Raw genomic sequence first — 1322 nt, 5'->3', positions numbered from 1 at the left:
TGAATCGCCCCGGCTTTGGTGGAGACCTCAGCGGTTGATTGCTAGGGCTTCGTGGGGATGGTGGTGAGCGTAGTAGATGGCCTCGAACTCGTCGGGTGGACGGTGTCCGATGGCTGAGTGCAGGCGGGTGGCGTTGAACCAGGACACCCATTCGGCGGTGGCCAGTTCCACCTCGGCCAGGCTGCGCCATGGGCCTCGCGGCTTGATCAGTTCGGTCTTGTAGAGACCGATCTGCGATTCCATCAGGGCGTTGTCGAGCGCGTCGCCGACCGTGCCGATGGAGGCGTCGATGCCGGCCGCCAGCAGATGGGTGGTGAACCGGAAAGACGTGTATTGACTGCCTGCGTCCGAATGATGAATCAACCCCGGCCCGGCCGGATGACCGGTGCGCTCGCGCCGCCACAACGCCATGTCCAGGGCGTCCAGCACGAGGGTGGTGTGCTTGGTCAGCGAGGCGGCCCAGCCGACGATCGCCCGGGAATAGACGTCGACCACGAATGCGACGTAGACCACCCCGCACCAGGCGGAAACGTAGGTGAAGTCGGCCACCCAGGCGGAGTTCGGCCTCTGGGCGGTGAAGTCGCGCTGCAGCCGGTCGGCGGCGCGCTCGTGGCCTGGATCGGGCGTGGTGGTGCGGATCTTCTTGCCCCGCCGGGCGCCTTGCAGGCCGAGGGCGCGCATGCGTCGTTCGACGGTGCAGCGGGCCACCCGATGTCCTTCGCGCAGCAGTTGCCGCCAGACCTTGCGGGCGCCGTAGACGCCGTAGTTGGCGGCGTGGATACGTTGGATGTGGGCGTCCAGCTCGGCGTCGCGTACTGCCCGCGGCGAGGGTGGGCGCCTCTTGGCGGCGTAGTAGGTGCTGGTGGAGATGGGGCAGCCGTGTTCGGTCAGGACACGGCAGATCGGCTCGACACCGAACACGCCGGCGTGCTGGTCGATGAAGGTCACGAGTACGTGTGTGGCCGGTCGAGCTCGGCCGCGAAGAAAGCCGACGCGGCCTTCAGGATCTCGTTGGCGCGCCGCAGTTCGGCGTTCTCCCGGCGCAGTCGCTTCAGCTCGGCCGACTCGTCGCTGGTGCGGCCGGGCCGGCTGCCTTCGTCGATCTGGGCCTGTCGGACCCAGGTGCGCAGTGTCTCCGCGGTGCCGATGCCGAGCTTGGTCGCGACCGCGTTGATCGTCGCCCACTCGGTGGGGTAATCCGGCCGCACCTCGGCGACCATCCGCACCGCTCGGCGGCGCAGCTCGGCGGGGTAGGGAGACTTACCTGGCATGGACTCGATCCTCTCAAGAGATCAAGTCTCCACCGAACCCGGGGCGATTCA

The 1322-nt window shown here is 67.7% G+C and carries 1 protein-coding gene; it reads right to left on the bottom strand.

Features of this window, described 5'->3' with window-relative positions:
- Positions 1-27 precede the first annotated feature (27 nt).
- Positions 28-1271, bottom strand: a protein-coding gene (locus ACWDXC_RS45245; protein ID WP_449993260.1) for an IS3 family transposase whose coding sequence is annotated in 2 segments (ribosomal slippage) — positions 28-989 and positions 989-1271 — 1245 coding nt in all. Because the reading frame shifts where the segments join, the coding sequence is not laid out codon by codon here.
- Positions 1272-1322 lie beyond the last annotated feature (51 nt).

The sequence above is a fragment of the Nonomuraea sp. NPDC003214 genome, assembly GCF_053590035.1.
Note: the sequence above shows the minus strand (reverse complement) of the source record. Positions and strands in the feature narration are given on the sequence as shown.